The sequence below is a fragment of the Ruminococcus flavefaciens genome, from assembly GCF_900116855.1.
GTDB lineage: Bacteria > Bacillota > Clostridia > Oscillospirales > Ruminococcaceae > Ruminococcus > Ruminococcus flavefaciens_R.
The window spans coordinates 35422-60625 of record NZ_UETD01000007.1 but is presented as its reverse complement, the minus strand read 5'-3'; the positions used below and the strand labels follow the sequence as shown (position 1 = coordinate 60625).

Genomic DNA, 25204 nt, shown 5'->3' with positions numbered 1-25204 from the left:
GCTCAGTCCTTTTCAAAGGGAAGTCTGCTCTTGCCGCGGACCATAAAGGGTACCGCCTTCTTGTGGCAGCAGATACGGTTAACGACCTCCTCGCCGCCGTACTCGCCGTCCCTTGTCCATGAGAAAGGCTTGTCGGAGAGGTTGGTGATAGTCACCTCGTCGGTGCGGAAGAATACGATGTTCTTGTCGGTCATATCGTTCTTCAGCAGGGCAAGGGCGGTCTTTCCCAGCTCTGCGGCGTTCTTGGGCTTTCTTATGAGAGTTACCTCGAATACGCCGTCATCAAGGAGAAAGTTCTTCATGTTTATCATGCCCGCAACGGAAGCGGTATTGGTGACCATGCCGTAGACGAAGTCGCCCTCGATGGTCTTGTCCTTATACTCTATGCGCATGGGCTTTGCCTTTATGCTTCCCAGATGAGCAGCTCCGCCTGCGATATAGGCAGCGTGACCGAATACGTTCTTCACCTTCTGTGAGGTCTCGTAGGTGATATTTGTGAAGGCGCCGAATGCTGCAACATAGGAGAAATAGCTGTCGTTAAAGCCGCCTACGTCACAGAGCACAGGCTTGCCGTGGGTGATGACCTTTGCCGCCTTCAGCTGGTCCGAGGGGATGCCGAGGCTCTTGGCAAAATCATTGGTGGAGCCCGCAGGCACATAGCCTATGGGTATCTTCTTCTCGCAGCCCATTACGCCCTGTAAGCACTGGCTGAGTGTACCGTCGCCGCCTGCTACCACAAGCAGGTCATAGCCCTCCTTGCAGGCATATACCGCCTGCTCTACGGCGTCACCGCCGCTCTGGGTGGTGTGAACAGTTACCTCATAGCCCTCCTTCACGAATTCGTCTATTATAACGCCCAGCTTCTTGCTGATAACGGCTTTTCCTGCTACGAGATTTACAACGAAATATATCCTTTTCATGATTATCCTCCCTATACGACTCAGCGGACAGATGATACTGTCCGCTGACTGTTTCTTATAATGACTTTATATACTGATCGATGGACATGATACCTCCGCTCTTTACAGTGGAGATATATGCATAGTACGACAGTATCTTTGATGCATCTACTGCGTCTACCTTGCCGTTGTCGTCAACATCTGCCGCTTTGGTCTGTTCGGCGTTGAACTCGCCCTTGCCCGATGAACCCGACAGCTTTGCATACTCGGAAAGAACTGCCGATGCGTCTACTGCATCTATCTTGCCGCTGTTGTTGACATCTCCCTTGGGTATCTTCGGAGCGGGAGGTGTGGTAGTCGTGGTGGTCACAGGGGGCGCAGTTGCAGTAGTTGTGGTTGTGGTAGAGGTCGTGGTCTTTTTAGTGGTGGTTGTTGTGGTTGTGCTTGTAGTCGTGGTCGTAGTTGTTGTTTTTGATGTTGTTGAGGTCGTGGTAGTTGTTACAACGTCCTTTACTCCTGCTACTTTCTTGTATGTGGCAAGAGCTATCTCGGGATATGCGTCCTTGTCGGAAAGTCCGTTGAAGGTCTTTGAGAGAAGTCCGCTGTCGGTATGGAGACTGCCTATCTTGTCAAGGATAGCAGCTGCCATGGCGATATGTCCCTTCTGGTTGGGATGTACGTCTGCGGTGCTCAGCGAGCTTGTCTGAATGTCAACGAAATAGCTTGCATTTCCGGGGGCACTGGTGCTGGGCTCCTTCTCCTGCGATGTGAACTGTGACTTTACGTCAACTACCTCGATACCGTCGATGGCATTGAGCTTTATGTCGTATTCCTTCATCATAGCCTCGCAGCGCATTCTGAGTATGCTCAGGAATGTGGCATAGTCGGACTGCTTTCCGTAGGTCTTCTCTACATACGAGGGCTGGAGCTGGAGGGGCTGATAGACATTGGTGACAAGTATCCTTGTGTTGGGAGCTATCGCCTTGATATCCTCGACTGCCTTCTCAAGATTGGGAATGGTCTCACTGTCGAAAGTGCCGCCCGAGCCGTAGATGTTTGCGAATGCTGAGCCTATCTCGTCGGTGACCTCGCGCTTCTGAGCAAAGGTGCCCTTTGCCATATAGTCCATGAGTCCGCCCTCGCCCCTTATGTTGAGCATTTGTGTAAGGTCGGTCAGTGAAGGCTTCTCGGGGATATCGTCCTTTGTATAGCCGTCATTGAGGAACTTCTCCGAGGTCTTTCTGCCTGCGAAGTCCAGAAGATACTTGGAAAGAGCGTGCATCATATCGTTGCCGCCGATGGAGATGACTACCACATCAGCGTCGGAAACTGCCTTTTTCTGCGTATCTGTAAAGCTCTCTATCTCATTCACAAGGTCGGAGGTGTCATAGCCCGAAACTGCGTAGTTGGATACCTTGCAGCCAAGATAATCGCCGCATATATCGCCATAGTTGTATTTTACACTGCCCGTGCGGAGACCGCCTGCGGCTATGCTGTCGCCAAGCACCACCATGCTCTTGGGTGAAGCAGCTTTGTCTGCTGCATATACTGCCGGTGATGCTGTTATCGCTGTTATACTCATTGCTGCCGCAAGGACAGCCGAAACTATCTTCTTCATTGTATTCCTCCTCCGACTGCTTTGCAGTCATTCATAATATATACTGTTTCGTGTTCTGTGTCAACAGGTAAATAATGTTCAGATATCATATCCGAGGTCGCGGAGATACGCTTCATATGCCTGACGCAGCTTTCTTTCGTAGGCTGCTCCGCGAAGAGCACCTCTGAAGGAAAAAGCCGAATGCACAGGCACTATCTTGTTTGCGGCGCACCATGCCTTTTCAAACTCCTCGGGACTGAGCTTTTCCCTCGGACCTGCTTCGCGCCTTACGGCAGCAAGCTCGGATAAGCTGACATTTGCCATATCCTTTTCCAGCTCATCGGCGATATCACCAAAGCTGCTCTCGTAAAGCACATATCCGCACCTTACGCACTTTTCCTCGCCGCTGTCATTTTTTGCTCCGCAGGACGGACAGCGCTGCTTCATTACTTTGCGCCCTCCATGATAGCCTTCAGGAGTGTGTCGTTCCATGTGAGCTTGCTTCTGTTAAAGAGTCCGAAGCTGGAATCGCCGTTCATCTTGCCGTTGTCCCATACGAAGCACTTTATTCCCTGCTCCTTGGCATGGCTTATGTAATACTCATAATAAGCACTGCGCTCTGACTCTGCGGCTGAGTTGACACAGCCGAACTCGTCGATGATAACGGGTATCCTCTTGTCTATGAACTTGCGCTTGAGCTCCTTGAACTTCTCGTCTATCTCGCTCTTTCCGCTGTCGGTAAAGGTCTTTTCCGAGCCGTCAGAGAACTTCCACGGTGCATAGTAGTGAACGGAAAGAATGATATTTCCGCCTGCGGGAACTCCCATATCGTTAAGTGCAACGGTATCTGCGGAGGCTGCATAGGTGGTCACTATCAGCGTTCTTGCCGCATTTTTGCCGCCGCTCTCTCTTACTGTGGAAACAAAGTCCTGTGCATAGCGGTTTATAACAGCTCTCTCTGAGGCAGTTCCGCCCATCCACTCCATTGATGAACCTACTGTTCTGGGCTCGTTCATGCCCTCGAATATGAGCCTGTCGCCGTAGTCAGCAAAGCGTGCGGCTATCTGCTGCCATATGCTCTTGAGACGGGCACTGTCATCAGCGTAGGATGCGTCCTTGGGGTCGAACCAGATATAGTCGTCATGGTGCATATCGAGGATAACGAAAAGTCCCTCATTATACGCATAGTCAACGACCTCCTGCACGCGGTTCATCCATGCTGCCTGTATGGTTGTGTTGTCCATGTGCTCTGCCCACGTTACAGGTATTCTTACGGCATTGAAGCCTGCCTTCTTGACGTTCTGTATTATTTCCTTTGTGGTCTTTGGATTGCCCCAGCCTGTCTCGGTATCCGTTCCTGCTCTGCCTGTGTTGTAGCTGTCAAGGCTGTTGCCCAGATTCCAGCCCACCTTTATCTCTGAGACTATCTCCTGTGCGGAGCGGAAACCTGCACTTGCTGCGGCTGCAGTGGTAGTAGTCTCTGCGGCAGCGGCTGCGGCGGCTGTTGTAGTAACAGGCGGCACATAGCCAAGCTGCTGGCTGTACTTGACGCTTACCTTGTTGAGGGTGACTGTGGGGCGCTCGCTCCACCAGTAGCCGAGTATAAGCTCATTGTTCTGTGCCATGTAAGCCTTTGCGGCATTGGGCACGAACCATGTGAGCTCCAGCTCGGAGCTGTCGGTGAATACGGCTGTATCTATGGACTGATATGAGCCTGCCGATGAATTGATACCGAAGGCACCCGTGTACTTGCCGAAGCTGCCGTCTGAGCTGATGTTGAACGTTACCACCTCGGGGACTGTTCCCTCGGGTATGAAGTCAAGAGGCACGCTGATGATATTGTTCTCATCGGCATAGCTGACGCTCTTGCCAACATCGGCGTCTGCGGTGCCGTCAACGGGGACGTTCCTCGTCCTGTCAAAGCGGCATACCACATTCTCTATCCTGATCTTTTCGGCATTTCCCCACCAGTAGCCGAACAATACCTCGCCGTTGGCGCCGATATAGTCGGTGAGCTCCTCGGGGACGTTCCATGTTATCTCGCCGTAGCTTCCCTGTGTCGGGAAGGTCATATCCGGCGACTGATACCAGTAATCGTTTGTCTTTGCAGGGCATTCGTCCGCCACGGATATTCCGAAGCCGCCCTTGAATTCTCCGATATCCCCCCCGTTATCGGAATAAATGGTAAAGGTGAATGATCTTATCTTATCGCCTTCCTCAATGAGGTCGGCAAGCGGGAATTTTGTCGTATTACTGCCCGCTGCTTTTCCGATAGTCCTGTCCGCAGTCAGCTGTGAGCCAAGAGTCGCCGAAACGGTCTCAACTGGGCTAATATGCTCGGTCGCCATCTCTGTAGTTTCCTCCTCGGTTTTTGCAGTCGTGATGCTCGTGGCTGACGTTTCTTTTTCTTTTTCCGACACAGCCGAAGAACCACCCTTCTTCGCACATGACACCGCAGTCAGCAGCATTGCCGCCGCAGTGAAAAGCGCTATTGTTTTTTTCTTCATTTTTTATGTCCTTTCCTCATCGTCTGATCATAGGATCAGAAAAACATAATTCAAAACACTATTTATAATTATACCACGCCTGAGCAATATTTGCAATACATGATTTTTACCAATATAGGTGCCGTCCCTGCGATCATATTTATTAATATGCCGATAATACAGCCTATCGCACTGTAAAAATGACAGAACAGTGAAATTAGGTGGTGAAAATGTGTAGTTTTGTAAAAGAATTGATTACATTTCCCGCTTCTGCTTGACAAAACATTTCCGCTTGTGTATAATAAGTATAAGCTGAGCGAAGAGCACTGCTTCGCATTTTTATAAAATGGTTATATATGAAAGGACGCAAAACTATGAGCAATTTCAGAAAAAAAGCTATCGCGCTGGCTTCAGTAGCCTGTGTAGCGCTTACATCATTCGCATCATGTATGGATTCAAAGTCAAGCAGCAGCAGCAATGCAGGTTCAAAGGCTGACTCAAATGTCAGCGAGAATGCTACCGACGCTGACGGAAATACTGTTGCCAACGCCAACAACGGCAACGGCAGCAGCGGAAACGGCAGCAGCGGCGGCGATGTCGACTTTGAGAATATCGTAAACGATCAGGGTCAGGTAGTTGTTACCCCCTTCCAGTCAGGTTCATCCGATGATTTCGGTATACCTGCTCCCGAAGTTGACCTTGATTCCGATGACCCCGTTGCCAAGGAGCCTGCTACCGAGATAGTTGAGGTGACCGAGGCAAACGGTGAAAAAGCAACCGACAGCGCAGGCAATGTCGTTACTCAGATCGTTACAAAGCCTGCTGACAGTTCTTCCGAAAACTACAAGAGCAAGACCGAGAGCAAATACTGCTTCTGGATCGATATTTCCAAGGATTCGGACTATGTCTTCAATGATCAGTTCATCAAGGTAACATTCAACCTCAAGGACAATATCCCCAACAGAGATTACCCCGTAAGATTCAATCCCGATCTCTCCAGCGTTGCAGGAAAGACCATAACTCCCGATAAGGTAGTACAGGGTACTATCAGAGTCGGCGGCGATATCGACGCACAGAACGTTTCCTCCGAGTCAGGCTTCGTTGTATACGGCGACAATGTTTCCGCAAAGGCAGGAGATACCGTTGATTACTACCTGAATATCAAGAACAACCCCGGTCTGGCTGGCATCCTCGTCTGGGTATACTACGATGCAAACGCTATGGAGGTAGAGTCCATCAGACCCGCAGGCGAGTTCGCTAATTTCGCAAAGACAAAGGTAGGCTCCAAGCCCGAATAAGCCGGCAGCAGCCCTGCATAACAGAAACACCACCGAGCCCTTTTTACGGGCTCGGTTTTTTATGCCGCACGCAGCTCCCTTACGGGAGCTTTTTCGTTTTGCGGAGATTTTTTTCAAAAAGGGGTTGACAAATGTAAATATAGCTGATATAATATAATCATACCAAACATATAGGAAATATAGTAGAAACTTGAGAGGTGTCATTATGGACTATCTTTTCTCTAAACGATGTTGACTGCGGTCAGTATCATTTTTCAGTTTTTAAGAATATTATTTTTTCAGTAAAGGAGATATTATCATGAAAGTTTTTAAGAAGATCACAGACCTCATCGGAGGCACTCCCCTCCTCGAACTCACAAGCCTTGAGGAGAAGAACGAACTGGGCGCAAAGGTGCTCGCTAAACTTGAATACTTCAACCCCGCAGGAAGCGTAAAGGACAGGATCGCCAAGGCTATGATCGACGACGCCGAGGCTAAGGGCCTCCTCAAGGAAGGCAGCGTTATTATCGAGCCCACCAGCGGAAATACCGGTATCGGTCTGGCTTCCGTTGCTGCTGCAAGAGGATACAGACTTATCATCACCATGCCCGAGACCATGAGCATCGAGCGCCGCAACCTTATGAAGGCTTACGGTGCAGAGCTGGTACTCACCGAGGGCTCAAAGGGCATGAAGGGCGCTATCGCCAAGGCTGAGGAGCTGGCTCAGGAGATCAAGGGAAGCTTTATCCCCTCTCAGTTCACAAACCCTGCTAACCCTGCTGTTCACGAGAAGACCACAGGCGTCGAGATCTGGAACGATACCGACGGCAAGGTGGATATCTTCGTTGCAGGCGTAGGCACGGGCGGTACTCTCAGCGGTGTCGGAGCTTACCTCAAGTCTCAGAACCCCGATGTTAAGATCGTTGCTGTTGAGCCCAAGAGCTCTCCCGTTCTCTCAGAAGGAACAGCAGGTCCTCACAAGATACAGGGTATCGGTGCAGGCTTCGTTCCCGATACTCTCAATACAGATATCTATGACGAGATCATCCCCGTTACCAACGAGGACGCTTTCGAGACAGGCAGAGCCATCGTGAGAAACGAGGGCGTTCTGGTAGGTATCTCATCCGGCGCAGCTGTATGGGCTGCTATCCAGCTTGCTAAGCGTCCCGAGAACAAGGGCAAGACCATCGTTGCTCTCCTCCCCGACACAGGCGAGCGCTATCTGTCAACTCCTATGTTTGAATAATACCTCAATTATGCCATATACAACAACGGTCAGCCGCTGCACTTGCAGCGGCTGATTTGCGTAAGGACATGAAAAAAGGCGGCTGACGCCGCCGTTTCTGTAATGATGTGCTGCAATTATATGCAGTAATCGCCGCCCATTGACGAGTTTCTTTCGATGATATCCTGAATGGATATACCGTCAAGATAATCGGTAATGGCAGAGTAAAGCCCCTCCCACACAAAAAGTGTGGAGCAGTCACCTGCCCTCGGGCACTCGTTGGGCTCGAACTCCAGACAGGCTACGGGCGCAAGGCTGCCCTCGGTGGCTCTGAGTATGTCTCCCACCGATATCTCCGATGCCTTTCCAGCAAGCATATATCCGCCCTTGTTGCCGCGGTTGGTCCTCAGAAGCCCCGTCTTGTTAAGAAGCGGCACTATCTGCTCAAGATACTTCTTGGATATGTTCTGCCTCTCCGCAACGTCCTTCAGGGAAATATACCCCTCCTCCTGATGTATAGCAAGATCATATAACATTCTGAGCGCATACCTGCCCTTTGTTGATATCTTCATCATTTCACGTCCTTTCAAGCAGGTGATAGGTACTGACATTGAATATAATTATACCATAGGTTTAGTATGTTTTGCAAGTCTTTTCTGTTTTTTTATTGCATCTTGACATTTAGCCCCCATCTGTGCTATACTATATTTGCTTATATAAAAACGCCGTATATCGGCTTGAAATTATCCGGAGGATAGAAAAATGAAAACTTCTAAGCTTTTTGCATTCACTCTTGCGGCAGTCCTCACTGCTTCTGCCGCAGCAGGATGTCTCGATAAAAAATCAAGCAGCTCCAAAGACGTTAATATCAGCGTGGACGCTACCGAACCCGATAACGGTCCTGCTCTCCAGCCTCAGGAAAACGTGAAACACGGTCCTGTCGGTGAGAACAAGGTGGAAGCCGAGATCGGCAAGGAGGAGACCGCAAACGATACGGGCTTCACTCTCAATGCTGTTATCGACGGCGGTCACAGCGATGACGGTCAGAAGTTCCTTTTCTTCGATATCACACTGAAGAACGCTACTGCTGACGCTTATACCCTCAGCACTCTCAACAACTTCTATATCCTCACAAACGACGGCGAGGAGATATACTCCGATGTTCGTTCCCAGCTCTACGCAAACAAGTATTTCAACACCGAGAAATACTACGCAGACCCCTTTGATATCCCCTCAAACGGACAGTTCAGCGGCATTATCGGCGGCTATACCGTTGACGAAGACCTCAACGACTTCACGCTCTGCTTCTTCCCCACAGGCAGCGACCCGCTTGCAAAGGAGACTGTGTTCAACTACAAGATAACTGCCGACGATATCAAGGAGGCTGACAGCTCGCTCATGAAGTGAGAGATGTCACGAATATGAAGATAAATGCCCGAAAGCAGGCGCTGAAAGCTGCTTTCGGGCTTTTTTGTCCCTTTTCCTTCCGAAGCTCCTTGCCGGTGGGCTGCCGCAGCACCGTCCCTGCTATGCAGAGACGGTGTATCTCCGCCTCAGACGCAGCAAAAGTCCGCGTATAAAAAACACATATACTGCCCCTCCGCTTATCACTGAGGCGGAGAGGGCCGCGGCGGGCGAAGCTCCGCCGCGGTCTGCGGCAGCCCCGACAAGGTATGCGGCCCCGCCGCACATGGCTCCCGAGTAGAGTATCTTGCAAAAAGGCGCAAGTTGCAGACGAAGTCCCGTAACTTTCAGATAGGTGCGGACTGCAAAAAGAAGTATCAATGCATAGCAGAGCGAGGTAGACACCGCTGCACCCGAGACTCCCATAAAGGGGATCAGCAGAAGATTGCCAAGAAGCTTTACCGCTGTGCCGAGAAGCATTATCTTCAGCGGCGCAGAGGGCTTCCCCACTGCCTGAAGCATACTGAAAAGCGGATAGGATACGCAAAGGCACACCATTCCTGCCATGAGCCACCGCAGAGGCGCAATGCAGACCGTCACCTCGTCGGACTGGGCAGGATACAGCACCCCGAGCACCTCGGGCGCCATTACCCCAAGCCCTACGGCTGAGGGAACCGATATCGCCGCCGAGGTCAGCAGAGCCTGCATAGTGCCGCGCTCCATGGCAGCACGGTCTCCGCTCTCGCAGGCGGAGGTGATGCAGGTCAGGGCACCCTTGCCAAGCATATTCGTCACCGATGGCACAAGATTGAACACCGTAAGAGCTATGCCTGCAAATGATCCGTAAATGAAGCCCGGAAGCTCCGACGCGGATACTCCTGCGGGGGCTTTGCCCACATAGCCGAAAACAGCTATGCAGCCAATGACCGTCCACATATCGATGAGGGCAGTAAGGTTCGTCACAACGGCTCCTGCTCCCACAGGAAGTGCCGTAGATAAGAGCCGTTTCGCTATCTCGCGGCGGCTCTGAACACAGCGCTCGCCGCCCTTGGGAGCCCTGTCAAAAAGCCGCAGGAATGCAAAAAATACCGCCGCCCCCAGCGTGGACAGGGTAACTCCCGTAATGCCTGCGGCGGCAGCGGCTCCGCGGATATCGGTAATAAAGGGGAAAAGTCCCATCACTGTTCGCGGATGGCTTGTCACATAGCTGCACAGCATAAGTCCTGCCCCTGCCTTTACGGCTCCCTCCGCAAGCTGGGACAGCGCCGTGGGATACATATTGCTCATGCCCTCATAGTGACCGCGCTCCACAGCGGTAATGCAGCCGAACAGCACCGCAGGCGCTATCATCGCTACCGCTGCCGCTCCGTCGGTGTTTCCCACGGTGTATACACTGAAAGGCACCGCCATCAGCAGTATCAGCAGGCTCCCCACCAGTCCTGCCGCCGAAAACAAAAGCATAGCGGTCCGTCTTATCCTGCGGACATTCTCATACATCCCCAGTGCAGCGCTCTGAGCCGTCATCCTCGCCACCGCTGCACTCAGTCCCGTCACCGTCAGCGAGTAGACAGGCATGAATATGCTGTATGCACAGCTGAAATAGCTCATGCCCACACCGCCAAGCATATTTGTCAGCGGTATCTTGAATACCGCCCCCAGCACCTTTGCCGCAGCTGCCGATACCATAAGTATTATGGACCCTTTGATGAAGTTCTGCTTTTTCAGCTCTATCCCCTCCGACCTTATAATAAAAAATACCTTTTTCACAAAAATATATGTTGCGGAAATCATAATTATGTGTTATAATATATGATAGACTGATTATATACTCTGCACTGTATCCGCTTTGGTAAGGGCGGTGCAAAACAAAGTACAATAATATCAAACAGACGAAAGGCTGGTTTTTATCATGGATTATAAATTCTCAGACAAGGTAAGCAAGCTTCAGGCTTCTGCCATAAGAGAAATACTGAAATTTACTGCCGACCCCGAGGTCATCTCCTTCGCAGCAGGCAACCCTGCTCCCGAGGCTTTCCCCAAGGAGAGGATAGCCGAGATCTCTGCCGAGCTTCTCAGAGACGACCCCATCCTCGCTCTCCAGTACAGCGTTACCGAGGGCTATACTCCCCTCCGCGACCTGCTCAAGGGCTGGATGACTGAAAAGGGCTGCTTCCACAAGGAGTTCGATGACCTTATCATCACTTCCGGCGGTCAGCAGGCTAACGAGCTTTCATGCAAGGTGCTCCTCAACGAGGGCGATACACTTCTCTGTGAGTCACCCAGCTTCATCGGCTCACTCAACGCTTTCCGCTCTTACAATGTCCACCTCAAAGGCATCGAGATGGAGGAGGACGGCATCGACCTTGGCAAGCTTGAGAACGCTCTCAAGACCGAGAAGAACGTAAAGCTCCTCTATGTTATCCCCAACTTCCAGAACCCCACAGGAAAGACCATGTCTCTTGCAAAGCGCAAGGCTGTTTACGAGCTTGCCTGCAAGTACGACTTCATAATACTCGAGGATGACCCCTACGGCGAGCTCCGCTTCGCAGGCGAGAACGTTCCCTGCATCAAGAGCTTCGATACCGAGGGCAGAGTCATCTATTCCAGCACCTTCTCAAAGATAATCTCGTCGGGCTTCAGAACAGGCTACTGCTCCGCTCCCGCTCCCATTATCCAGAAAATGGTTGTCTGCAAGCAGGTTGCAGATGTTCACTCCAATATGTGGGCTCAGGTGGTTTCCTACAGATTCATGTCAACTGTTGACAGAGAGGCTCACTTCAAGAAGCTCCGCGCTATCTATAAGGAAAAGTGCGACCTCATGTGCGGCTATATCGACAATGAGTTCTCAAAGAAGATAAACTACACCAAGCCTCAGGGCGGTCTCTTCGTATGGTGCGACCTCCCCGAAAACTGCGATATGAACGACTTCTGCCGCAAGGCTGTTCAGGATTACAAGATCGCCGTAGTCCCCGGAAACTCGTTCAACATCGAGGAGGGAGAGGTAAGCCACTCCTTCAGACTCAATTACTCTACACCTACAAACGAGCAGATAAAGAAGGGCATGGATATCCTCGCCCGCATGACAAGAGAAATGCTCGATTGATATAAGAAAAAACTACTTTGAAAGGATAATTCATTATGCCAAACAGAATGACCGACAGATTCAATGTCACACAGAAATATCTCATGACCAGAGGACAGGCTTTAAACTTCCCCTATCAGCCTTTCGCTCAGTTCATCAAGAACAAGAACGACGTTTACGGCGTTGTCATCGACATCCCTATGTCCGCTGATGTGCTCACCACTATGGTCTGCTTCATCAACGGCGCTGCAAATATCTACTTCAACAACGGCGGCGAGTACACAGGCGCTGCTCAGAAGTACAGAAACTTAGTTCAGGCTTCACATACCCTCGTTGCCAACGCAGGTCAGCTCCTTCCCAAATGTAAGAAGACAAAGCAGTTCGACCTCCCCAAGGGCAGGACCAACAACATCTTCCTCCTGACAAGAAGCGGCGTTTACGCTGCTCAGATACAGGCAGGCGCTATCCCCGAGGAGGAGCAGGAGCTCAGAAGCATCTACGTTCTCTATCAGCGCGTTCTCAACGAGATCAGGACCTGCCAGCTCAAGGACGAGGCTGACAGAAGAAACGCTGCCAAGTAAGGAGTATACCGTACAATGGACGATAAAAAGCTTATTTTCAGCGCTATCCAGCCCACAGGCACTTTTACTCTCGGCAACTATATAGGCGCTGTCCGTAACTGGGCTCCCTTACAGGATGAGTATAACTGCATCTACTGTGTTGCCGATATGCACGCTATAACCGTAAAGCAGGAGCCTGCAAAGCTCAGACAGAATACCCTCAATTCATATGCCCTGCTTATGGCCTGCGGAATTGATCCTCAGAAATCTATCCTCTTTATCCAGAGCCATGCTCCTACACACGCGGAGCTCAACTGGATACTCTGCTGCAATACTCAGTTCGGTGAGCTCTCCCGTATGACTCAGTTCAAGGACAAGAGCCAGAAGCACCCCGACGATGTCAATGCAGGTCTGTTTACATATCCGTCACTTATGGCTGCGGATATCCTCGCATATAACGCTGATCTGGTGCCCGTGGGCGTTGACCAGAAGCAGCATCTGGAGCTGGCAAGAAATATCGCTCAGCGCTTCAATCAGCGCTACGGCGACTTCTTCACTCAGCCCGAGCCCTACATCATAGATGTGGGCGCTAAGGTAATGTCACTTCAGGACCCTACCAAGAAGATGTCAAAGTCCGACGAAAATCCCAACGCCTGCATCCTCATACTGGACGACAAGGATACCATCATCCGCAAGTTCAAGAGAGCTGTCACCGACAGCGAGGCTGAGGTCTGCTACCGCGAGGGCAAGGACGGCATAAATAACCTCATGACCATCTACTCCTGTGTTACAGGCAAGGACTTCAAGGCTATCGAGTCCGAGTTTGCAGGAAAGGGCTACGGCGACTTCAAGCTCGCTGTGGGCGAGGCAGTTGCCGATCATCTTGAGCCTGTCCGCACAGAGTTTGCAAGACTCAGCAGCGACAAGGCGTTCCTGAAACAGTGCTACACCGAGGGCGCTCAGAAGGCTCTGAGATACTCGGGCAGGATCGTTTCAAAAGCTTTTCATAAGGTCGGTTTCGTTGATAGGTAGTACCAATAGATGCCGAAAAACCGTTTGAGCAGTATAACCGATAGTAATTATATGGCAAAAATATACAAACCGTGAGTTTTACAAACTTAATATTCTACGATATTAACAAACTTGTCAAAAAACAGTTGCAATTTCTCGAAATTTAGGGTATTATATAACATAGCCCGTCTTTAAGGGAGTGTTTTCCAATGGTTGAATATCAGCAGAAGGAGTTCTATCGTATCGGCGATCTCGTCGATATAGTAAGACTTCTCAGAGGCGAGGGCGGCTGCCCGTGGGACAGAGAACAGACCCACAAATCCATTAAAAGCGATCTCATCGAGGAGACCTGCGAAGTCATCGAGGCCATCGATCTCGAGGACAAGGCTCTGCTTCGTGAGGAGCTGGGAGATGTTCTGCTCCAGGTGGTCTTTCATTGCAGGATCGAGGAGGAAACAGAGTCGTTCAATTTCGACGACGTCTGTGATGAGATCTGCAAGAAACTCATTATCCGCCACCCTCACGTTTTCGGCGACGTCACAGCCAATACCACCGATCAGGTGCTGAAAAACTGGGACGCCATAAAGATGGAGACCAAGGGTCAGGAAAAATATACAGACACCCTGACCAGCGTTGCAAAGTCCCTTCCCGCTCTTATGAGAGCACAGAAGGTCGGCAAAAGAGCTATGCGTGCAGGTATGGATTTCCGCTGTGCCGAGGACGCCGTGGCTTGTATCTCAAACGAGAAAGCCGAGCTTGATGCCGCTATTGCAAACGGAGACAAGGCTAATATCGAGGAGGAGATCGGTGATCTTCTGTTTTCCTGCGTCAATGCCGCCCGTCATTTAGGTGTGGACGCTGAGCAGGCTCTCAAGGACGCCACAGAGAAGTTTATCAAGCGCTTTTCTGTTACGGAGGAGCTTGTTTCCGCAGAAAAAATCGATATGAAGGAGCTCCCTATCGAAGAGCTTGACACATATTGGGACAAGGCAAAATCAATTATTTGTAAAACGGAGGAACGTAAAAATGACTAAGACCGAACTTATCAATTCTATTGCTGAAAAGGCTAATTGCACAAAGAAGGACGCTGCTGCAGCTCTGGAGGCTACACTTTCTTCTATCCAGGAGACTCTTGAGGGCGGCGAGAAGGTTTCTATCACTGGCTTCGGTACATTCGAGGTTCGTGAGAGAGGCGAAAAGACTTGCATCAACCCCAAGACAAAGACCAAGATGGTATGCCCTCCCTGCAAGGCTCCCGCTTTCAAGGCAGGCAGAGGTCTGAAGGAAGCTGTTAACGCTCCTAAGAAGAAGAGCAAGAAGAAGTAATTAATCAGGGGGGGGACAGGCTTCTGTCTCCCCCGTTTTGTTATAGAAGGAGATAATATGAGACTGGATAAGTACCTGAAGGTAACAAGGCTCATCAAGCGCCGCACCGTGGCTAATGAAGCCTGCGACGCCGAGAAGATTGTCGTCAACGGCAAGGCTCAGAGAGCTTCCTATGACGTCAAGGTGGGCGATATAATCGAGATAAATATGGGTACACGCCCTTTAAAAGTCAAGGTCCTCAGCGTGACGGAACACGCCACAAAGGAAAATGCTGCGGACAATTATACCGTTATAAGCTGAAAAACGCCGAAGTGGTCAATACTCACTTCGGCGTTTTTGTTATAGGGGGCGGCGTTCCGCCGTCCGTCAGGGAGTGTCCGACGTAATCAAGGGGCGGAGCCCCTTTGTGATCCCTTTCATAAAAAAGCGCCATAGCATTTGCTATGGCGCCTGTCTTTACTTGGTGTTGTGGATATCCCAGCGGAAGTTTACAAACTTCGCAGCCTTGGTATTGTCCAGCATATTGTTGTTTTCCATCTTGCTCAGGTCAAGATAGCGGTAATTGGTCTTTTCATCCTTGCTGACGCCGCCGAAAAGTCCCTTGAGCTTGGATATCGCTCCGCCCGAGGACCTCTGCACTACTGCGCCGAGACGATGCTTATCACGCATGAATGAGATTATATCCGCAGCCGTGGTAAGCAGCTTGTCGCTTACGTTGTAAATGCCCGAATTTGAAGGGCTCTCTGCTATCTTCAGGAAGCACAGTATGAAGTCCACAAGGTTATGAACGCAGCAGAACTGGAAACCGTACTGTCCCTGTCCGTAAACGAACAGTGTTCCGTCCTTTGGGTCTGTGATCTTCGATACAAGATTATCCGTAAAATTCAGTGTATATACAGGTGAGAAACGTGCGATGCAGGCGATGATCTCCTTGTGGTGCTGCATCTCGCTTACCATTGCCTTTTCCGACTTGTACTTCATGACAGCGTAGTTGCTGATGGGCTTCAGGTCACTGTCCTCACGGATAGGCTCACGGGTCTTTGGGAACTGATATACCTGATCCGTGCTGAGCATGACGAACTTCTTGATATTCTCCGTCATTGCGTATCTGAATATGAACTTATCCACCGATGCGCTGTCACTCATCTGCTTCTCGGTGACGATAGGTCCCATGTCGTTGTCAACGGTGCAGGCTGCGTGAATAACTATATCAAATTTATTCTGCTCAAACAGCTCTGCGATTGTGTTTTTATCTGTAGGTGAACATTCAACAGATGAATAATGAAGCTTTCCCACATTGTAGCCTGATTCCTCTATGTCGACAGCTATGACCTCATAGCCTTTTTTCAGGAGTCCGGAGCAGATGTGACGGCCTATAAGACCGCAGCCGCCTGTTACAAGAACCTTCTCCACGATCATAGCCTCCTTTCTAAAGCTTAAATAATATCAATATTATATCCTCTGATTTTTTTATTATAACATATGTTTTTCTTTTTTGCAACAGCTTTTCATCGTGTAAGCATACTGCAACCGGTGATCTCTATGGTAATTTTATTCTATGTCCGCTGACTTGGGGTCTGTATTTATCTTGTCAAGATATTTCTCTACTGCGGCACTCATAGCGTCATAGGTCTCGTTCCACGGAACACCTCTCGCTGTAAGGCGCAGGTCGTCGTTTATAAGGTCACCACAGTCCTTGGAAACGCCTCTGGATATGTCGATAACAGGATTCTCCTCTGCAAGCTCCTGCATACTGTCCTTCATATCTATCATTTCCTGAGTCCAGCCGTAGTCCTCCATGAACTGCTTGTCAGCCATTGCCTTTGTATCCTCGTCCAGACGGGCAAAGCGCTTGCAGTCAAGATACTTCGCAACGCCCTCGGGGTTTGAACCGCCGCTGACGAACATATATGACTCAAAGCCTGTGGGTATGTAGTACTCGTCAGCCTCGGGGTCTCTGGGCATGGGTACGAAGAATGCGTCCTCGCCGTATTTTGCCTGCCACTGAGACTTCTCGGTATAGAAGTCGTAGAGACCGATAGGATAGAACAGTGTCTTGCCCTCGCCCACATATGCCGGCTTTGTCTCCCAGCCGAAATCGCCTACACCGATGGCTATACAGCCCTTCTGATAGAGATCGTAAATCCAGTTCTGCACTCTTTCCATTGATGGGTCGGAGAGATTGCTGACCAGCTTGTTATTTTCAAGGCTTATCGCAGGAACTCCCGTGGTATTGATGAGTCCGAACTCGAACCACCAGCCGTCTATGCCGTACTTCTGGTTATCAGCGTCAACATAGCTCTCCAGCATTTCCTGGAAGGTATCCCATGTCCACTCGCCGTTCTCATAGAGCACAGCGGGATCCTCAAGACCTGCCTCGGCAACGGTCTTTCTGTTGTAGACCACTGCTACGGCGTCGCCTGTTGCCTGAACGCCTGCCATGTAGTGCTTGCCGTTCCAGATGAACTGGTCGTTTACGTCCTTTACGTCCTCCCAGAGCGGAGAATCGAAGTCGATATAATCATCTACGGGCACGAACATCTCCTTGATAGCTCCTCTTGGAAAGGCGTCAAGGTTGCCCCCGTAGAAAAAGTCTATGCCCTCATCGGAGCTGATATACTCGGTGAGCTTGTCATAGCGCTCGTTGTATGTGCATGGGTAGTACTTGACCGTACCGCCGTAGCGCTCCTGAAAGACCGCAAGGTCGGTGGGTACGTTCTTACCCGTACCGTCGGGATTGATATCCCAGTCAGACAGCCACTTTATCTCGCCGTTTTCCAGCTTATCCCCCGTAAGGAGGTCAGACTCGGCGGCATTCTGGTGTATTTCCTCTCTTACAGCGGAATCCAGCTCCTTGCCGGACACTGAACTCTTGTCCTTGCTGCTGCATGAAAGAAGTGACATTGACATTGCTGTAAGGAGCAATGCTGAAATAAAAGTTCTTGCTTTTTTCATCCTCAAACTCCTTTAATATCGCCCTATTGTCCGTATATTCGTATATCTGCGCTTTTCTTAATTATATCACGGGACTGCTATTTATGTCAATATAAATATTACATAGAATTTAGCTGGGTTTATGGTTAGTTTATTACATATAATGTGTTAATACTGTGATATAATTCGGACAAATTCACATATTTTTGCCGCATTTTGTGCCCGATGCCCTGAATGCACAGCTGTCCTTCATGTTACAGACCGCACAGCCTCGCGGACCTCGCTCCACAGGGGCGTCAGACACGCCGATTATCGCCGTCACAGACTTTGACGGTATAAGGAGACAGCTGTCTGTTACGGTGAGCCCTATGCGTCTCTGAGCGTTCAGAGCGAGAAGGAAGCTGCGCTGTAACGTTATAGGCAGGTCTCCGTAGCCGGGGCTGAACCGCCATGTTCTGTACTCGCAGGGGTGGGCTGTGAATATCTCCTCCTCGGCGCGGTCACAGACCTGTTCCACGGCAGCACTGCATATGCAGTCAAGGGCGAGGGACTGCGCCATATCGGTCACTGCTGCCTGACGGATGAGCTTGTCTGCTTCCTGTGACAGTGTTGCCGCAAGGAGCACAGCTCTTTTGCAGCCTTTCAGGTGGCGTTTTATGTCCTCCCCTGTCAGGGGCTCGGTCATAGCGTCGAGAAGAACTTCATCATCCGTAAAGGTGACATCGGTCTCAAGATAGACGTACTTCGGGCGGACTCTCTCCCTGACAAGGCGCTCGGCTTTGTCAAGAAGCTCCGCAACGGCAGAGTCGGGAGCACCTTTCACTCCCATGTACCGTGCAGCCTCCGACTTCGATACGGGAAGCAGCTCCATCACGCACCTATTATGCCGGAAACGGCTTCGCTTATCTTCCTTGCAACATAGGGATTATTCATGGTGTATAGATGTATTCCATCAACTCCGCTGGCTACAAGGTCCACTATCTGGTTCACGGCGTAGGCAATGCCTGCGTCGCGGAGAGCCTCGGGATTGTGCTCGTACTTGGTCATTATGCGGACAAACTTACTGGGCAGGCTGGCTCCGCAGGTAGTGACCATGCGCTCTATCTGGTTTTTGTTTACTACCGGCATTATTCCGGCTTCGATAGGCACATTTATGCCTGCGATGGCTGCCTTTTCGCGGAATTCGTAGAAATGGTCGTTGTCAAAGAAAAGCTGGGTGATGAGGTGGTCTGCACCTGCCTCTACCTTCTTGCGGAGGTTGATAATGTCCTCCACCATGTTTTCCGCGTCGGGATGGCATTCGGGATAGCAGGCGCCTGCTATATCGAAGCAGCCCTTTGTCTTTATGTAGGTAATGAGGTCGCTGGCGTGGCGGAAGTCCTCAACAGGCTCTATATCGGGATTTATATCGCCCCTGAGAGCCAGTATGTTCTCGATGCCGCGCTGCTGCGCCTCGGTAAGTGCTGCGTCTATCTCTGCCTTTGTGAAGTTGATACAGGGCAGGTGGAGCATGGGAATTATGCCGCTGTCCTTTATCCTCGAAGCGATGTCCAGCGCATAGCGGCTGTTACCGCTGCCGCCTGCACCGAATGTAACGCTGATAAAGTCGGGGTGAAGTCCCTGAAGCTCGTCAAGTGTACTGTAAATGACCTCAATGGGGCTGGTTTTCTTCGGAGGGAAAACCTCAAATGAAAAAACTGTCTTTTCTTTAAAAATATCCTTAATACGCATAGCTGCCTCCGTTAGTCTATTGACCAGTCTATTTCCTCCATGCCGTTGGCGCGGAGAAATGCATTTGCCTTCGAGAAGTGTCTGCACCCGAAGAAACCGTTGTACGCCGACAGCGGACTTGGATGTGCAGCCTTCAGTATAAGGTGCTTGGGATTGGTTATGAACTGCTGCTTCGCCTTTGCGTCACCTCCCCACAGCATGAATACCATGGGCTTTTCTCTTTCGTTGAGCAGTTTTATTACGTCGGTGGTGAAGTTCTCCCAGCCCAGACCGCGGTGGCTCCTCGCCTGATCTGCGCGGACGGTGAGAACGGAATTCAGCAGGAGCACTCCCTCCTGCGCCCACTTGGTAAGCTCACCATGCTTACCGAGATTGTCAATACCAACGTCGTCCCTTATCTCTTTGAAGATATTCACCAGAGAGGGCGGCGGAGCAATGCCCTTTCGCACGGAAAAGCTCAGTCCGTGAGCCTGTCCTGCGCCGTGATAGGGGTCCTGTCCGATGATAACGCACTTTACAGCGTCGTAGGAAGTGTACTTCATGGCGTTGTAGATATCGTACATATTGGGGTAAATGCGCTGTGTTCTGTACTCGTTTATGAGCTTCTGTCGGAGCTGCACATAATAATCCTTTTCAAACTCACCCTTGAGCAGCTCGTCCCAGTCGTTATTGAAGTTTACCATAATTCCTCCCGTATACAAAACAGGGACGACCTGCGCCGTCCCCCTCTGTTAATTGAAAACTGTATCCTCGTAGTACTTGAACTTGACAAGGGTATTTCTTCTGTATGTAAGCGAACCCTGCTGATTGAAAGGCACCTTTTCATATGCCTCCGCAGAGCATTCAATTTTCAGCTTCTGTCCCTTTCTGGTAACAAATACCAGCTCGTAATACTCGTCAACAAGCTTGACCTGTCCTGTGCTCTCTATAACTCTCAGTCGGTCGTCGCTCTTTCTTATAAGAGTTGCCATCTCAACTATGGGCTCGGAAGTACGCTTCTGAACAGGCTCATCGGGAGCGCTTCCCCCTCTGCGGTCCGCAAGTGACTTCTTGACGGGACCCGATCTGTCGGGAGCATCATCTTCATCGTCGCTTCTCTCCTCAAGGAATACCGAAAGCAATTTTCTGAAGGAGCTTTTTCCGCTGAACAGCAGCATGATCAGTATGAGTATTACAACGATAGCTCCGAGGAGAATGAGCAGGTTTCTTAATTGTTCTGTCATCTTATCCCAAGGCGCAATGCGCCGCTCCTTTCTGAATATATAAACGCCTTCCGCCGCTGCGAAAAGCTTCACTCTTATATTATAATATATTTTTTCATACTTTGCAAGTTATATTTGCATATTTTTTTAAAATATATGCTGTGCTCTTTGCTTGCATTTTTCCCTCATTCGTGCTATAATCATAAAAAAGTTATTGGAGGCAGTTATGCAGAAGGTTCTGGGATATATGAGAAAAGCCGTACAGCAGTACGGGCTTATCAGGGACGGTGACCGCATCATGGTGGGAGTTTCGGGAGGCAAGGACAGCCTTGTGCTCCTTTATGGGCTCACCCTGCTGAGACGGTTCATCGGCATAGAATATAAAGTTGTTGGTGTTACTCTCGATATGGGCTTTACGGGCGAAAAGATGGACTTCTCACCTGTTGAGAGGTTCTGCGCGGAGCACGATATCGAGTATCACATTATAAAGACTCAGATCGCGGAAATAGTTTTCGATGTCAGGAAGGAGCCAAGCCCTTGCAGTCTCTGTGCACGTATGCGCCGCGGTGCTCTCCATGATGCCGCTAATGAACTGGGCTGCAACAAGGTCGCTCTCGGTCACAACTACGACGACGCTGTTGAGACCTTTATCATGAACCTGTTCACAGAGGGACGTATCGGCTGCTTTTCGCCAAGCACCTACCTCACTCATAAGAATGTTACTGTAATTCGTCCGCTTGTGCTTGCTCCCGAAAAAGAGGTACGCAGAGCAGCGCGGAAGAACGAGCTTCCTGTGGTGAAGTCGGTATGTCCTGCGGACGGTCACACCAATCGCCAGAAAACCAAGGATTTCCTTGCTGATATGGAGCGAAACGATCACGGCTTCAAGGACAGGATATTCGGCGCTATGAAGCGGGCAAACGTTGACGGCTGGGGCGGTATCGACTGGACGCCGCCGAAAACTAAAGACTAAAATAAAAAGGCTCTCCTTTCGGAGAGCCTTGATTATTCACTTAGGAAAGTGTCAGACTAAATTAGTCTTCCTTCTTTCTGAGAGCGAATGCTGTAGCTACTGCTACTGCAAGACCTGCAGCTGCAACGCCGGCACCAGCAACACCTGTCTTAGGTGAATCCTTGCCCTTAGTTGTTGTTGTAGGCTTCTTGCCAGTTGTAGAGCTGCCAGTTACTCTGGATCTGCCGGTTGATGTAGTTGTTGAACCACCAGCTACAGCTGTTGATGTAGTAGTTGTGCCTGAAGTTGTTGTAGTTGTAGTTGTTGTTGTAGTAGTTGTTGTAGTTGTAGTAGTTGTTGTAGTTGTTGTAGTTGTAGATGAAGTTGTATCACCAACCTGAATGTAGCCCTGCTCGATACCATTCATGAATGTCCAAGCCTGCATGAGCTGACCCTCTGTGTCCTTCTTGAGGTTTGTGAAGAGATCCTCATTGTTTGATCTTGACTGGTAAGCGATCTCGATAGGATATCTGTCGCCAGCCTTTGCATCAGCAGGAACCTGAAGCTGGAATGACCAGAGAACGCCGTTCTTACCCTTATTGTCATCTCCGTCTGTTGTTACGAAGAATGAGTTAGCTGTATCAGCCTGTGAGATACCGCCGAGAAGTCTGCCTGCACGATCCTTTGTAGCAAGCTGATTGTCCTCATCGGGAATGAGCTTGAGTCTGCTGTCGTACTGGATGTGAAGACCTGTAGCACAGTACTTATCCTCTGCACCAGCAACAGTCAGATTGATTGTCTGGATGGAGTTGGGAGCTTCCTGAGCTGTAAGATTGATCTGTGAAAGTGAAAGTGTGGGCTTTACTGTTGATGAGTTAACATCAAGTGAGCCGGGATCATAAGCCTGACCAGCAGCGGGGCCTGCGAATGCAGATACAGCTGAAGCTGAAACAGCGAGTGCTGAAACAGCGAGTGCAGCAAATGCGCTCTTAAAAATGTTCTTCTTCATTGTTATTATTTCCTTTCAGATAGTTTTAGTTATATATGTTATCTGCCGCCGCTAAATGGCGGCAGATTGAACATGCTTTTATATTTCTTTTTTAACCGAGGAGTTCGTCCCAGATCTCCTTGTCGCTCTTACCATTGTACTGAGCACTTGATCTTCTTGAGTAGTATGCAAGGATGTTAGATGCATCGTTTGCATTGAGTACTCTTGCGTCCTTCTTACCGTCTCTGCCTACGATCATATTGGAGTCGTGGTGAACATCGCTGAGGAATGCTGCGAACTCTTCATAGAGACCGTCGGGTGTGGAAACGAGCTTGCTCTCAGAGAGGATAACGTCGTAAACGCCTCCGCCCTGAGTAGATGTCTTTGCGTAGAATGCAAGTACCTGTGAAGCGTCAACTGCGTTTGCAACGCTGTCAAGGTTTGTATCGCCCTTAACGCCGATGTAAACTGTTACTGTGAGGTTCTTGCCTTCATTGTCTGTGAGGACACCGTCAACGCCGTAAACGGGAACTGAATACTTGAATGTGGTGTTGTCCTGCTTGTATGTGTTGGAAGGTGTAGCGCTGCCAAAGTTGATGTCAGCTGTGATATCCTTGATATCCTCGCCTTCCTTAGTGATGATCGTCTGACCGTCAATTGTGTAGCCCTCTACATAAGATGTGTGGAGGATAACATTTGAAACCTGAGCCTTGTCGAACTCTTCCTCAGTGTTGAGGTAGAATGCGTAATCTGTATCAGCTGTTACATAAGACTTAACAACAGATGTTGTAACTGTAACATCAGCAGGCATTGAAGTTGTTGATGTAGTTGTTGTATCTGTAGATGTTGAAGTTGTATCAGTTGAAGTTGTTTCTGTGGAAGTTGTTGTTGTGTCTGTAGATGTTGTAGTCTCTGTAGATGTAGTAGTTGTATCTGTTGATGTTGTTGTTGTATCGGTTGATGTTGTAGTTGTTGTAGTTGTAGAAGTTGTAGTTGTGGAAGTTGTTGTAGTTGTCTCAGTTACGAGAACTCTCTCGATCTGAACGTCAACAGAACCTGCATCAACTGACTTGATTCCGCTGAAATCAACAGTAGCCTTGATCTGCTTGTAAGAATCCTTTACTGTGAAGCCCTTTGAGCCGTCAGCGTAGTAAGCGATAACTGCATCCTTCTCAGCATCATCGAATGTTCCTGTGCCTGTGCCAACGCCGCCTGCCAGTGAAGCTGTGATATCCTTGATGCTGTCAGCGAAAGCGCCGAGCTCAGCAGCAGTGATAGTGATCTCTCCGTTGGGAGCAGCGATCTTCAGTGCCTGATCGTATGCCTTAGCAACTGTTGCATTAGTAGCGATATCTGTTGCTGTTGCAGGGATCTGCTTCTTGAAGTTCTTTTCAGCGAGCTTTGCATTTGCCTCAGCGATGATAGCTGCAACATTTGCATAGTCACCTGACTGTGAATACTTGAGAGCGCTGTCGATCTTAGCGTCAGCCTTGTCAAGCTTATCTGTGATCTTCTTGATCTGTGCTTCGTAATCAGCGATAGCAGCGTCAACCTTGTCAGCTGCAACCTTTTCCTTGATAGCCTTCTCAGCTACTGCCTGGATCTCGAGGACCTTGCCCTTAGCCCATGCAGGAATCTGACCGATGCCGTAGGAACCGTCTGCTGTCTTGAATTCAACAGATACGGGAACAGTTGTTGAAGTATCAAGCTTGGAAGCCTTGATAGTAACTGTGATCTCACCTGAAACGTCAACATCTTCAAAGGTAACCTGATTGATGAGTCCCGGAACGCCGTACTTGTCGCCGACATTCTTGAGAGCCTCTCCGGGTGTGCCCTTGTATGCATCATACTGCTTGGGTGAAGTTACCTTACCCTTGAGGATGATGTCGTTTGAGCCTGTGATCTCATATGTAACACCGTTGGGGATTATATACTTTGTAAGTATAACCTTTACTGCGTCGCTGTAAGCGCCTGCCTTGCCTGCGATGTCTTCAACATAAGGTGTGATGTCAAGATCGCCTGTTCTATTCTGAACAGCTGCGAGGCTGTTTGAAACAGTCATGTTCCACTTTGAAACTGTCTGATCAGCAGGGATATAAAGCAGGCTCTCAAGAGTAAGAGCGTCGTTTTCAGCCTGAACTGCTGCGGGTGCTTCGATCATATCTGTTGATACAGCGCTTGCATAAGTGAGACACTGTGTGAGAGCGAGCGGAACAGCTGCTGCTGTAGCAATGGCTCTCTTGAATAATGAATTCTTCATTGTCCTATACCTCTCTAACATGTTTATTCCCCTTCAGCAAAGGGAGCGGTTTTTGTACAAGCCGTTCTTTGCATTAGGCTTAATTTCGGGGAGACGATCTGCGTTTGCATATAATTCACCCAGAAATTCATAACTACATTTTATCACACAAACGTCAATAAGTCAAGCAGAACAGTATATTTTTTTCAAAAATTATTGACGATTAATCATCTTCTTTTTTGTGCTTATTTCACAATATGAATATATATGAAAAGTAATATTTTCTCATAA

Annotated in this window: 24 protein-coding genes; 10 read left to right on the top strand and 14 right to left on the bottom strand. The window is 49.6% G+C overall.

What is annotated here, in order from left to right; translation table 11 throughout:
• Window positions 1-2: 2 nt before the first annotated feature.
• From DSZ37_RS08300 to DSZ37_RS08285, 4 genes are all read right to left on the bottom strand, one after another.
• The gene (locus tag DSZ37_RS08300) at window positions 3-920 is read right to left on the bottom strand and encodes a diacylglycerol/lipid kinase family protein (protein ID WP_109726448.1); all 918 of its coding nucleotides are present in this window, start codon (window positions 918-920) and stop codon (window positions 3-5) included.
• A 55-nt stretch (window positions 921-975) separates the two neighbouring features.
• Window positions 976-2517, bottom strand: coding sequence for a GDSL-type esterase/lipase family protein (locus tag DSZ37_RS08295; RefSeq protein ID WP_109726447.1), 1542 nt, complete (start codon window positions 2515-2517; stop codon window positions 976-978).
• A 78-nt stretch (window positions 2518-2595) separates the two neighbouring features.
• Window positions 2596-2943: a hypothetical protein gene (locus DSZ37_RS08290; protein ID WP_109726446.1), complete on the bottom strand. Its 348-nt coding sequence runs from the start codon at window positions 2941-2943 to the stop codon at window positions 2596-2598.
• Window positions 2943-5003: a cellulase family glycosylhydrolase gene (locus DSZ37_RS08285; RefSeq protein WP_109726445.1), complete on the bottom strand. Its 2061-nt coding sequence runs from the start codon at window positions 5001-5003 to the stop codon at window positions 2943-2945. Before DSZ37_RS08285 ends, DSZ37_RS08290 begins: the two co-directional genes overlap by 1 nt.
• A 353-nt stretch (window positions 5004-5356) precedes the next feature.
• Here DSZ37_RS08285 and DSZ37_RS08280 point away from each other — a divergent pair, with 353 nt between their 5' ends.
• Window positions 5357-6280 carry a hypothetical protein gene (locus DSZ37_RS08280; protein WP_109726444.1) on the top strand — a complete coding sequence of 308 codons (924 nt, stop codon included), beginning with the start codon at window positions 5357-5359 and terminating at the stop codon, window positions 6278-6280.
• A gap of 298 nt (window positions 6281-6578) precedes the next feature.
• Entirely contained in the window at window positions 6579-7505 is a 927-nt protein-coding gene (gene cysK / locus DSZ37_RS08275) for a cysteine synthase A (protein WP_109726443.1), read from the top strand.
• Window positions 7506-7621: 116 nt separating this feature from the next.
• On the opposite strand, the gene DSZ37_RS08270 is transcribed toward cysK, so the two are convergent.
• Window positions 7622-8056 carry an RrF2 family transcriptional regulator gene (locus DSZ37_RS08270; protein WP_109726442.1) on the bottom strand — a complete coding sequence of 145 codons (435 nt, stop codon included), beginning with the start codon at window positions 8054-8056 and terminating at the stop codon, window positions 7622-7624.
• Window positions 8057-8246: 190 nt separating this feature from the next.
• On the opposite strand from DSZ37_RS08270, the gene DSZ37_RS08265 reads away from it, so the two are divergent.
• A complete protein-coding gene (locus DSZ37_RS08265; RefSeq protein WP_109726441.1) occupies window positions 8247-8891 on the top strand; it encodes a DUF4352 domain-containing protein in 645 nt (214 codons plus the stop codon).
• A 120-nt stretch (window positions 8892-9011) separates the two neighbouring features.
• Here DSZ37_RS08265 and DSZ37_RS08260 read toward each other — a convergent pair whose 3' ends face one another.
• Window positions 9012-10655 (bottom strand): polysaccharide biosynthesis C-terminal domain-containing protein, encoded by a 1644-nt coding sequence (locus tag DSZ37_RS08260; RefSeq protein ID WP_242978593.1) that lies wholly within the window; start codon window positions 10653-10655, stop codon window positions 9012-9014.
• A 142-nt stretch (window positions 10656-10797) separates the two neighbouring features.
• On the opposite strand from DSZ37_RS08260, the gene DSZ37_RS08255 reads away from it, so the two are divergent.
• The 6 genes from DSZ37_RS08255 (at window position 10798) to DSZ37_RS08230 (ending at window position 15167) form a co-directional block, all read left to right on the top strand.
• Entirely contained in the window at window positions 10798-11991 is a 1194-nt protein-coding gene (locus DSZ37_RS08255; RefSeq protein ID WP_109726439.1) for a PLP-dependent aminotransferase family protein, read from the top strand.
• Between the two features lie 35 nt (window positions 11992-12026).
• Window positions 12027-12551 (top strand): hypothetical protein, encoded by a 525-nt coding sequence (locus DSZ37_RS08250; protein WP_109726438.1) that lies wholly within the window; start codon window positions 12027-12029, stop codon window positions 12549-12551.
• A gap of 15 nt (window positions 12552-12566) precedes the next feature.
• Window positions 12567-13562: a tryptophan--tRNA ligase gene (trpS, locus tag DSZ37_RS08245; protein ID WP_109726437.1), complete on the top strand. Its 996-nt coding sequence runs from the start codon at window positions 12567-12569 to the stop codon at window positions 13560-13562.
• A 188-nt stretch (window positions 13563-13750) separates the two neighbouring features.
• On the top strand, window positions 13751-14575 hold the full coding sequence (gene mazG, locus DSZ37_RS08240) for a nucleoside triphosphate pyrophosphohydrolase (protein WP_109726436.1): 825 nt from the start codon (window positions 13751-13753) through the stop codon (window positions 14573-14575).
• Entirely contained in the window at window positions 14568-14867 is a 300-nt protein-coding gene (locus tag DSZ37_RS08235; protein ID WP_109726435.1) for an HU family DNA-binding protein, read from the top strand. Before mazG ends, DSZ37_RS08235 begins: the two co-directional genes overlap by 8 nt.
• 57 nt (window positions 14868-14924) lie before the next feature.
• Window positions 14925-15167 carry an RNA-binding S4 domain-containing protein gene (locus DSZ37_RS08230; protein WP_109726434.1) on the top strand — a complete coding sequence of 81 codons (243 nt, stop codon included), beginning with the start codon at window positions 14925-14927 and terminating at the stop codon, window positions 15165-15167.
• 156 nt (window positions 15168-15323) lie between these two features.
• Here the strand turns inward: DSZ37_RS08230 and DSZ37_RS08225 are convergent, their stop codons facing one another.
• The 6 genes from DSZ37_RS08225 to DSZ37_RS08200 form a co-directional block, all read right to left on the bottom strand.
• The gene (locus DSZ37_RS08225; RefSeq protein WP_242978592.1) at window positions 15324-16286 is read right to left on the bottom strand and encodes an NAD-dependent epimerase/dehydratase family protein; all 963 of its coding nucleotides are present in this window, start codon (window positions 16284-16286) and stop codon (window positions 15324-15326) included.
• A 132-nt stretch (window positions 16287-16418) separates the two neighbouring features.
• On the bottom strand, window positions 16419-17822 hold the full coding sequence (locus DSZ37_RS08220; RefSeq protein ID WP_109726432.1) for an ABC transporter substrate-binding protein: 1404 nt from the start codon (window positions 17820-17822) through the stop codon (window positions 16419-16421).
• 175 nt (window positions 17823-17997) lie between these two features.
• The gene (locus DSZ37_RS08215) at window positions 17998-18630 is read right to left on the bottom strand and encodes a vitamin B12 dependent-methionine synthase activation domain-containing protein (RefSeq protein ID WP_242978591.1); all 633 of its coding nucleotides are present in this window, start codon (window positions 18628-18630) and stop codon (window positions 17998-18000) included.
• A 41-nt stretch (window positions 18631-18671) separates the two neighbouring features.
• Complete coding sequence (metF, locus tag DSZ37_RS08210; protein ID WP_109726430.1) at window positions 18672-19532, bottom strand: methylenetetrahydrofolate reductase [NAD(P)H]; 861 nt, start codon at window positions 19530-19532, stop codon at window positions 18672-18674.
• An 11-nt stretch (window positions 19533-19543) separates the two neighbouring features.
• The gene (locus DSZ37_RS08205; RefSeq protein ID WP_109726429.1) at window positions 19544-20215 is read right to left on the bottom strand and encodes a uracil-DNA glycosylase; all 672 of its coding nucleotides are present in this window, start codon (window positions 20213-20215) and stop codon (window positions 19544-19546) included.
• A 48-nt stretch (window positions 20216-20263) separates the two neighbouring features.
• On the bottom strand, window positions 20264-20827 hold the full coding sequence (locus tag DSZ37_RS08200) for a hypothetical protein (protein ID WP_109726428.1): 564 nt from the start codon (window positions 20825-20827) through the stop codon (window positions 20264-20266).
• Between the two features lie 133 nt (window positions 20828-20960).
• On the opposite strand from DSZ37_RS08200, the gene DSZ37_RS08195 reads away from it, so the two are divergent.
• A complete protein-coding gene (locus tag DSZ37_RS08195; protein WP_109726427.1) occupies window positions 20961-21707 on the top strand; it encodes a tRNA 2-thiocytidine biosynthesis TtcA family protein in 747 nt (248 codons plus the stop codon).
• A 61-nt stretch (window positions 21708-21768) separates the two neighbouring features.
• Here the strand turns inward: DSZ37_RS08195 and DSZ37_RS17485 are convergent, their stop codons facing one another.
• Together DSZ37_RS17485 and DSZ37_RS17690 are read right to left on the bottom strand one after the other, a co-directional pair.
• A complete protein-coding gene (locus DSZ37_RS17485; protein ID WP_146198169.1) occupies window positions 21769-22695 on the bottom strand; it encodes an NPXTG-anchored protein in 927 nt (308 codons plus the stop codon).
• A 91-nt stretch (window positions 22696-22786) separates the two neighbouring features.
• Window positions 22787-24934: a cellulose-binding protein CttA-related protein gene (locus DSZ37_RS17690; protein ID WP_181380281.1), complete on the bottom strand. Its 2148-nt coding sequence runs from the start codon at window positions 24932-24934 to the stop codon at window positions 22787-22789.
• Window positions 24935-25204: the final 270 nt, after the last annotated feature.

Coding starts and splice junctions, on each gene's coding strand:
- DSZ37_RS08220 (WP_109726432.1), bottom strand. CDS start 17,822: ATGAAAAAAGCAAGAACTTTTATTTCAGCATTGCTCCTTACAGCAATG.
- DSZ37_RS08230 (WP_109726434.1), top strand. CDS start 14,925: ATGAGACTGGATAAGTACCTGAAGGTAACAAGGCTCATCAAGCGCCGC.
- cysK (WP_109726443.1), top strand. CDS start 6,579: ATGAAAGTTTTTAAGAAGATCACAGACCTCATCGGAGGCACTCCCCTC.
- DSZ37_RS08280 (WP_109726444.1), top strand. CDS start 5,357: ATGAGCAATTTCAGAAAAAAAGCTATCGCGCTGGCTTCAGTAGCCTGT.
- DSZ37_RS08235 (WP_109726435.1), top strand. CDS start 14,568: ATGACTAAGACCGAACTTATCAATTCTATTGCTGAAAAGGCTAATTGC.
- DSZ37_RS08290 (WP_109726446.1), bottom strand. CDS start 2,943: ATGAAGCAGCGCTGTCCGTCCTGCGGAGCAAAAAATGACAGCGGCGAG.
- mazG (WP_109726436.1), top strand. CDS start 13,751: ATGGTTGAATATCAGCAGAAGGAGTTCTATCGTATCGGCGATCTCGTC.
- DSZ37_RS08270 (WP_109726442.1), bottom strand. CDS start 8,056: ATGAAGATATCAACAAAGGGCAGGTATGCGCTCAGAATGTTATATGAT.
- trpS (WP_109726437.1), top strand. CDS start 12,567: ATGGACGATAAAAAGCTTATTTTCAGCGCTATCCAGCCCACAGGCACT.
- DSZ37_RS08225 (WP_242978592.1), bottom strand. CDS start 16,286: ATGATCGTGGAGAAGGTTCTTGTAACAGGCGGCTGCGGTCTTATAGGC.
- DSZ37_RS08285 (WP_109726445.1), bottom strand. CDS start 5,003: ATGAAGAAAAAAACAATAGCGCTTTTCACTGCGGCGGCAATGCTGCTG.
- DSZ37_RS08265 (WP_109726441.1), top strand. CDS start 8,247: ATGAAAACTTCTAAGCTTTTTGCATTCACTCTTGCGGCAGTCCTCACT.
- DSZ37_RS08300 (WP_109726448.1), bottom strand. CDS start 920: ATGAAAAGGATATATTTCGTTGTAAATCTCGTAGCAGGAAAAGCCGTT.
- DSZ37_RS08295 (WP_109726447.1), bottom strand. CDS start 2,517: ATGAAGAAGATAGTTTCGGCTGTCCTTGCGGCAGCAATGAGTATAACA.
- DSZ37_RS08250 (WP_109726438.1), top strand. CDS start 12,027: ATGCCAAACAGAATGACCGACAGATTCAATGTCACACAGAAATATCTC.
- metF (WP_109726430.1), bottom strand. CDS start 19,532: ATGCGTATTAAGGATATTTTTAAAGAAAAGACAGTTTTTTCATTTGAG.
- DSZ37_RS17485 (WP_146198169.1), bottom strand. CDS start 22,695: ATGAAGAAGAACATTTTTAAGAGCGCATTTGCTGCACTCGCTGTTTCA.
- DSZ37_RS17690 (WP_181380281.1), bottom strand. CDS start 24,934: ATGAAGAATTCATTATTCAAGAGAGCCATTGCTACAGCAGCAGCTGTT.
- DSZ37_RS08195 (WP_109726427.1), top strand. CDS start 20,961: ATGCAGAAGGTTCTGGGATATATGAGAAAAGCCGTACAGCAGTACGGG.
- DSZ37_RS08205 (WP_109726429.1), bottom strand. CDS start 20,215: ATGGTAAACTTCAATAACGACTGGGACGAGCTGCTCAAGGGTGAGTTT.
- DSZ37_RS08255 (WP_109726439.1), top strand. CDS start 10,798: ATGGATTATAAATTCTCAGACAAGGTAAGCAAGCTTCAGGCTTCTGCC.
- DSZ37_RS08215 (WP_242978591.1), bottom strand. CDS start 18,630: ATGGGAGTGAAAGGTGCTCCCGACTCTGCCGTTGCGGAGCTTCTTGAC.